Origin of the sequence: Streptomyces sp. KR55, from assembly GCF_052245645.1 — a bacterium.
Taxonomy (GTDB): Bacteria; Actinomycetota; Actinomycetes; order Streptomycetales; family Streptomycetaceae; genus Streptomyces; species Streptomyces flavusporus.
Genome location: NZ_JBQQCE010000500.1, coordinates 1 through 7,084 on the forward strand (window position 1 = coordinate 1; position 7,084 = coordinate 7,084).

Here is a 7,084-nt window from a genome sequence, read left to right on the forward strand (position 1 = left end):
CCTTCACCTGGACCAAGTCCGCCGACGAGATCCTCAACTCCCTCGCCGACTACCTCACCAAGGTCGGAGCCAACAACCAGAAAACAGAGGAAAATTAACCCTCAGGATTTCTGGCGCATCACACTAGCTCGGCGCTGGACGCGCTGTGCGGGTGCCGCCGCCGCGGTGAACGACGCCCGAAGCCGGCCCGGCGCCCCGAGCCCGAAGCCCCGTCAGCCCCACCCCCACAGCCCAGCCCCCGGTCGGCAGCCCTACGGCTTGCGCCCCACCGCCCCATACCCGGGAATGACCCCGTCGTCCTGCCCCGGTACCGGCTCCCCCAGCTCCGGATGCCACTCGTGGACCACGGAGACCCCCGGTTCGACCAGTTCCAGTCCGTCGAAGAACCGGGCGAACTCGGCGCGGGAGCGGAGTGCCAGGGTGACGCCCGCGGCCTTCAGTTTCGCGGTGGCCGCCGCCGACTCCTCCGGCGTGAAGTCGGCGGAGGCGTGGGTCATCATCAGGTAGCTGCCGGAGGGCAGTTCGGACAGCAGGCCGGCGACCAGCTCGTGCGCGCCGTCCTCGTCGGAGACGAAGTGCAGCAGCGCGACGAGGGAGAGCGCCACGGGCCGGCTCAGGTCCAGGATCTTCCTGGCCCCCTCGATGATGGTGGCCGGATCCCGCACGTCGGCCTGCAGATACTCGGTCACGCCCTCGGGCGTGCTGCGCAGCAGGGCCGCCGCGTGGGCCAGCACGATCGGGTCGTTGTCGCAGTAGACCACGCGCGCGTCGGGCGCGATGCCCTGGGCGACCTGGTGCAGGTTCGGCTCGGTCGGGATGCCGGTGCCGATGTCCAGGAACTGCCGTACGCCGTTCCCGGCCAGCCAGCGTGTGGCCCGGTGCATGAAGGCGCGGTTGACCCGCGCCATGACCGGCACGCGCGGGTCGAGGGCCAGCATCTGCTTGCCCATCTCCTCGTCGACCGGGTAGTTGTCCTTGCCGCCGAGATACCAGTCGTACATGCGCGCGGGATGCGGCTTGCTGGTGTCGATCGGGATCGCGCCGGTGGGGTCCTGCCCGGTCATGAGCCACTCCGTAAGCGTCGAATGCGGTAAGTGATCAATTCTCTGATCAAATCAATACTCTTCATCAGTCAGGTCGGTTCAGGACAGCAGAAAGTCCGCCTCCCCCGCCTTCGCGCCCTCGATGAACGCGGTCATCTCGTCGGGGGTGTAGATCAGCGCCGGTCCGTCGGGGTCGGTGGACTGCCGGACCGCTATCCGGCCGTCGGCCAGCTTCATCGCCTCCAGGCAGTTGCCCCCGTTGCCGCCGCTCCACGGCTTGTGCCAGCCCTCGCTGCCCAACTCCCGGGCGGGCATGCCGTTGTAGATCCGCTCGGTGCGGATCCGCGGCCTGGGCTGGGACGTGCTGCGATCCATTCACAACTCCTTGCGGAGATCCCTGAGGATCTCCTTCGTGCGATGTGCCGTAGCGGCCTGCGCCGCCATGCGGTCCATGACCTCGAGGTGGGTCGCCACCTCGGCGCGCGCGTCGAGATAGACGGCGCCGGTCAGGTACTCGCTGTAGACCATGTCCGGCAGTTCGGGCATGGCGAATCGGAACAGCACGAAGGGCCCGTACGTGCCGGGATGCGGACCCGTGGCGAACGGGACGACCTGCAACGTCACGTTGGGCAGCTTCGTGGCCTCGAGCAGCTTGTCGATCTGTGCACGCATCACCTCCGGACCGCCGACCGGGCGCTGCAGCGCGGTCTCTTCCATCACGACCCACAGCCGGGGCGCGTTCTGACGGGTGAGCAGTTCCTGGCGTTGCATGCGCAGGTCGACATGGCGCTCGATGTCCTCGGGCCGGGTCTGGCCGACGGCGCCCGACCTCAGCACACCGCGCGCGTAGTCCTCGGTCTGCAGGAGGCCGGGCACGAAGTGGGGTTCGTAGCTGCGGATGAGGGCGGCGGCGCCCTCCAGGCTGACGTACATCGAGAACCAGCCGGGCAGGATGTCGTGGAACCGCTGCCACCAGCCGGGTTTGTTGGCCTCCTCGGCCAGTTGCACGAAGGCCTCGGACTCGTCGTCGGGGATGCCGTAGGCCTTGAGGAGCAGTTGGAGGTACGGGATCTTGAGAGCGACCTCGGCCGTCTCCATACGGCGGACGGTGGCGGGGGCGACGCGGAGAATGCGGGCAGCCTCCTCGCGCTTGAGGCCGGCGCGTTCCCGCAGGTCCTGCAGGCGTCGGCCGAGGACGACCTGGCCGACCGTCGGCGCGGACCGCGGCTCGCTCACGCTCCACCTCCACTCACGGGAACTGACGACGCCTGGGGCGCTTCCTGACGACCCGGGCGCGAATCCTGCACAGCCCAGCGGCGCCATTCGAAGGTCTATTCGAAAACCGAGGCCGACCTCCACCGATCCCAACTGGCGCCGCGTCACATGCTGTTGCGAGCAGTGTGCCACGACCCTTCACCGCGTCACACGGCACTCTGCAATTTTCAGAGTGACACTTGCCAAGTGTTCACGCCGGGGCGATAGTGGCAAGCGTGATTCCGTCCGCACCCTTAGGAACAGACGCCGCCGCAGGCCGTTTCGGCCTCGGTTCCGCTTCGGGAGCCGGCCCCCTCAGGGCGGCTGCCGAGCGCCGGTTCCGCTTCGAACTGGCCGCACATCCGGGTTCCCTCGCTCAGGCCAGACGCCTGACGCGTACCCGGCTGACCGGCTGGTCGGTGTGCGAGGACACCTGCGACACGGCCGCCCTGGTGGTGTCGGAGCTGGTCACCAACGCGATCATGCACACCGCGAGCGAGGTCGTCGTCTGCGAGTTGCACGACGGCGACGACGTGGTGCGCATAGCGGTGCGTGACGAGGGGTGTGCTCCGGGCGCTCCGCACCCGTCCCCGCAGCGGCCCGAGGAGGAGCACGGGAGGGGACTGCTCCTCGTCGACGCCCTGTCGCACTCCTGGGGCACCCAGGAGCACGGCCCCGGCCTGCTGGTCTGGGCAGAGCTGCCGCGCCAGGCAGACGCCCCCCGCGACGATCTCGGCTGGGGCGCCCGCCCCAAGCCGGGTCCGTCCGGCGACTCGGACGAGAAGGACGAGGCGCACCGCGGGGCGCCGGGCGCGACCCACCGCGAAACGGGGACCGAATGGGTCTGACGGCTGCCTCCGGCGGCGGACCGGTGCTCAGTCTGGACACCCTGGTCCGTCTGGGTCGCGGGCTGCGCACCCCGGACACGCCCCGGCGGCTGTCCGTGCCGGACGGTATGACGGCCCCGCTGGGATGCGACGCGGTGGCGGTGCCCGCCCGCTTCGGACCCCTCGTACTGCCCCGGCTGCCCCGCGTGGGGTGCATCTATGCCGATGAGGCGCACTGGTGGTGGCTGGTTCCGTCCGACTCCGACTACGCCCTGGAGTGGCCCGCCCCCGCGCGGTACGCCGCCGGCGCGCTCGTCCCGGAGACCCCGCGCCTCATCCACCGCCCGGAGGGCACGTTCCCCTACACCCCGCCGATCCCGCTCTATCTGGCACTGTGCCGGATCATGGGCACGACGCCGACGTGGTCACGGGCGGTCAGCGCCTGACACGCACGGCGCGCCCCTGAGCCGTGAGGCGGCCCGCGGACCGCCCGACTCACTCCACGCCGTCGCCACTCCGGACGATCACCAGGAACGTGTCCGTCGCGAGGTCCATGACGACCTCGGCGGGCAGGCCCTCCAGCCGGCGCGCCTGCGCGAACTCCTCCGCCGGCCACGATCCCCGCGGCCCGCCTGCGGGAAAGCGTTCGAGCACCCTTCGCCCGTTCACCATCTCGCACCTCCAGTAAGCGTCGTACTTGTTGGAGTTAACGCCTTACAGAGGTGAATCGCCTCGCGAAGTGACGGGACTGAGACGTAGTTGACACGCGTTCACGTTGGAATGTGAGGAGCGTCTCTCCGCTTCCGGGTTTGCCGCTACGCTCCGCTTCACTCCTCGTACTCGTCGTGATACCGGATCCGTTCACTGCCCGCAGGCGCCCCGAAGACCGACGCCCGCCCCTTGGGCTCCTCCCACTCCTCCTGCCGGCCCAGGGCGGTGAGGTCCAGGAAGCTGGTGGTGGAGCCGAGCCCGTCCAAGCCGCGCTCGTACGTCGAGTAGGTGTGGAAGACGCGGTCGCGGACCCGCAGGAAACAGCTCACGCCCGGCCGTTCGACGAGTTCCCCGGCACGTTCCAGGGTCACCTCGAAGTCATGGTTGAAGTCGCTGCCGTACGACGAGTACCAGGGCAGCGTCCAGCCCATCCGCGCCTTGAACGGCAGGATCTTCGTGTACGGCGCTCTGGACACGGCCGCCAACGACGTCCCGCGCGCGTGGAGGTGCGCGAGGTGCCCGATCTGGTCGAGGAACGCCGAGCAGCTGCGGCAGCCGGCGTCCCACTCGGGCGCGAACATGAAGTGGTGGACGACGAGCTGATCGCGATCCGCGAAGAGGTCGAGCAGGGTGGCCTTGCCGTCACCGCCCTCGAACACATACTCCGTGTCGACCTCGACCATGGGCAGCCGGCGCCGCTCGGCATGGAGCGCATCACGCGCGCGTGTCACCGCCTTCTCCCTGACCAGCAGTTCCTGCCGCGCCTTGCGCCACTCCTCACGCGAGGCGATCTCCGGAAGCGACATGGCCCCTCCTGTGCAATGGTCCCGTTGCGGTGGGTGACCGTCGGGCGGGGCGGAACTCATCGCGGTTCCGGAAGATTTTTTTGGACTAGGTGTCGTACTCCTGGATGCGCTTGCCGTGGCTCCGGTCCAGGAGCGCGGGCATCCGCTCCCCCAACTCCCTCACCACCGCGGGCACATCGATCGTCAGCAACTCCCGGTCGTGCATCAGGACCCGCCCGTCCACGATGGTCGTGCGGACATCGGAGGAGCGGGCGCTGTGCACCAGGGTGGCGGCGAGGTCGTGGACGGGCTGGGTGTGCGGGCCGCTGAGGTCGACCAGAACGATGTCGGCCCGCCGCCCCGGTGCGATACGGCCGACGGTGTCACCGAGTCCGACCGCGCGGGCGCTCTGCAGTGTGGCGTGGTGCAGGGCCTGGCGTGCCGTCAGCCAGCGGGGGTCGCCCTCGGTCGACTTCTGGATGAGGGCAGTGAGCGCCATCGACTCCCACACATCGAGGGAGTTGTTGGAGGCGGCGCCGTCGGTGGCGAGTCCGACGGGGATGCCGATGGCGCGCAGGGCGCGTACGGGTGTGGTGGTGGGCCAGGCGAACTTGAGGTAGCCGCGGGGTGCGGTGGCGACGGCGACACGGCCCGTGGCGTTCTGGAGCACGGGCAGGTCGCGGTCGAGGATGCCGGTGCCGTGGGCGACGAGGATGTCGACGTCGAGGAGCCCGGTCCGTTCCAGGACCTCGATGGGGGTGACGCCGTGGCGAGCGAGGCTGGTGTCGGTCTGGTCGCGGTTCTCGGAGGCGTGGATGTGGACGGGGAGGCCGTGCTCGCGAGCGAGTTCGGCGGTGGCGGCCAGGTCGGCGTCGTCGACGGTGTAGGGGGCATGCGGGGCGAGGGCGGTGGTGATACGGCCGTCGGCGCCGCCACGGCGCCGTAGCGCGAACTCAAGGCTCTTCTCCCGCCCTTGGGGCCCCTGGGAGGAGAAGTAGGCCTCGCCGAGATGCGCCCGCATCCCGCACTCCTCGACCACGGCGGCGACCGAGTCCATGGCGAAGTAGTGGTCGGCGAAGCAGGTGACGCCGGCCCGGATCATCTCGGCGCAGGCGAGCCGCGCGCCCAACTCGACGTCCTTTTCGGTGAGGTTGGACTCGACGGGCCAGACGACGTCGTTGAACCACTCCTCGGTGGGCAGATCCTCCGCGACGCCGCGCAGCGCGACCATCGGGGCGTGGGTGTGGCAGTTGATCAGCCCGGGCATCGCGACCTGGCCGCGGGCATCGATGCGTTCGACGGCGGGCTGGCCCGCCGCGCGATCGGCGCCGGTGACGGACTCGACGATCCCGGATCGTACGACGACGGCGGCATCCTCGCGGAAATCGATCCGCTCCTGGCCGTCGTCTCCTTCGGCGTGCACGAGGACGGTGCATCCCGTGATGATGAGGTCGGCGGGAGAAGGCGTCATGACGCCAACGTACGAGTTGTAAGGCGTTACTGGTGCATCCCGTGCGATGTGGCGCTACCCGGCGACGGGCATCTCGACGGCCGCCCGCAGCCCCGCCCGCTCCCGCTGTACGGCCAGCTGGTCCAGCAGCTCGGTCAGCCGTGCGGTGTGCCGAGGGGTGAGCCGGCCGGTGTCGTCGAGGTGCACGGCGCAGGCGGTGGTGGTGTCCACGAGCCGTTCGAGGACGGCGGCGATCTCGTCCGTACCCTCGACGTGCCGCGCCAAGGCGGGCAGCTCGGCACGGGCGAGGGCGATGGCCGCACGAGCCTCGGCGAGCGTGCGGTAGGCCTCCCGCCGAAGCGTCCAGCGGACCGCGCGGTCGTCGGACTCGCCCAGGACGTGCGCCAGGTAGGCCTGCGCGGCGCCGCCCGCCGTCGCGAGCCGGGCGCGTACGGCCCCGCCGCGCGACCCCGGCATCGGCAGATGCCCGACGATCAGCACGATCGCGCAGGCCAGCAGCGTCTCACCGATCCGGCTGACGGAGGCCTCCGGTTCCCCGCCGACCATGACGAGCGCGAGGACGAGAACGGTCACGACGGCCGTCTGGGCGGCGAAGTGCCGGGTGGCGACGGGAATGAGGGCGCCGCTGAGAGCCACGAGCGCGATGAGCCCTTCCGGCCGCGGCAGCACGGCCGCGAACCCGGCGAAGAGCAGAGCTCCCAGCACGGTTCCCGCGGCCCGGCACAGCACCCGGGACGCGAGTGGACCGAGGTCGGGCTTGACGAGGAAGACGGCGGTGGCGGGGAGCCAGTACCAGTGCTCGTGCTGCCCGTACCACTGGGCGTGATGCAGGGCCTGGGCGATGCCGACGCTGGCCCCGAAGCAGAGGGCGACGCGCAGGCCGTACTCCCTGCCGCCGGCCCCGAATATGGATCGGAGAGGGTCCTTGGCCGTACGACGCCGGGTGTGCAGGTCGCTGTTGCCCCCGCCCCGGTCGAAGGCCTCGGCGGCATG

At 70.2% G+C, this 7,084-nt stretch carries 9 protein-coding genes; 2 read left to right on the forward strand and 7 right to left on the reverse strand.

Annotated elements, in window-relative coordinates; genetic code table 11:
* Positions 1 to 251: 251 nt before the first annotated feature.
* The 3 genes from ACTWQJ_RS43220 to ACTWQJ_RS43230 all read right to left on the reverse strand — a co-directional run bounded on the left by ACTWQJ_RS43220 (position 252) and on the right by ACTWQJ_RS43230 (position 2,279).
* Positions 252 to 1,064 carry an SAM-dependent methyltransferase gene (locus tag ACTWQJ_RS43220; protein ID WP_443311875.1) on the reverse strand — a complete coding sequence of 271 codons (813 nt, stop codon included), beginning with the start codon at positions 1,062 to 1,064 and terminating at the stop codon, positions 252 to 254.
* A 78-nt stretch (positions 1,065 to 1,142) separates the two neighbouring features.
* A complete protein-coding gene (locus tag ACTWQJ_RS43225; protein ID WP_409472747.1) occupies positions 1,143 to 1,418 on the reverse strand; it encodes a DUF397 domain-containing protein in 276 nt (91 codons plus the stop codon).
* Positions 1,419 to 2,279, reverse strand: a complete 861-nt coding sequence (locus ACTWQJ_RS43230; RefSeq protein WP_443311876.1) for a helix-turn-helix domain-containing protein — start codon at positions 2,277 to 2,279, stop codon at positions 1,419 to 1,421. It lies immediately after the preceding gene.
* A 245-nt stretch (positions 2,280 to 2,524) separates the two neighbouring features.
* Between ACTWQJ_RS43230 and ACTWQJ_RS43235 the strand changes: the two genes are divergently transcribed.
* Positions 2,525 to 3,145 (forward strand): ATP-binding protein, encoded by a 621-nt coding sequence (locus ACTWQJ_RS43235; protein WP_443311877.1) that lies wholly within the window; start codon positions 2,525 to 2,527, stop codon positions 3,143 to 3,145.
* Complete coding sequence (locus tag ACTWQJ_RS43240; protein ID WP_443311878.1) at positions 3,136 to 3,570, forward strand: hypothetical protein; 435 nt, start codon at positions 3,136 to 3,138, stop codon at positions 3,568 to 3,570. Before ACTWQJ_RS43235 ends, ACTWQJ_RS43240 begins: the two co-directional genes overlap by 10 nt.
* A 49-nt stretch (positions 3,571 to 3,619) precedes the next feature.
* Here the strand turns inward: ACTWQJ_RS43240 and ACTWQJ_RS43245 are convergent, their stop codons facing one another.
* From ACTWQJ_RS43245 to ACTWQJ_RS43260, 4 genes are all read right to left on the reverse strand, one after another.
* The gene (locus ACTWQJ_RS43245) at positions 3,620 to 3,796 is read right to left on the reverse strand and encodes a hypothetical protein (RefSeq protein WP_443311879.1); all 177 of its coding nucleotides are present in this window, start codon (positions 3,794 to 3,796) and stop codon (positions 3,620 to 3,622) included.
* 155 nt (positions 3,797 to 3,951) lie between these two features.
* Positions 3,952 to 4,641, reverse strand: a complete 690-nt coding sequence (locus ACTWQJ_RS43250) for a DUF899 domain-containing protein (protein ID WP_443311880.1) — start codon at positions 4,639 to 4,641, stop codon at positions 3,952 to 3,954.
* An 85-nt stretch (positions 4,642 to 4,726) separates the two neighbouring features.
* Complete coding sequence (locus tag ACTWQJ_RS43255; RefSeq protein WP_443311881.1) at positions 4,727 to 6,091, reverse strand: amidohydrolase; 1,365 nt, start codon at positions 6,089 to 6,091, stop codon at positions 4,727 to 4,729.
* 54 nt (positions 6,092 to 6,145) lie between these two features.
* A partial coding sequence (locus ACTWQJ_RS43260) for an FUSC family protein (protein WP_443311882.1) occupies positions 6,146 to 7,084 on the reverse strand: 939 nt, incomplete at its 5' end.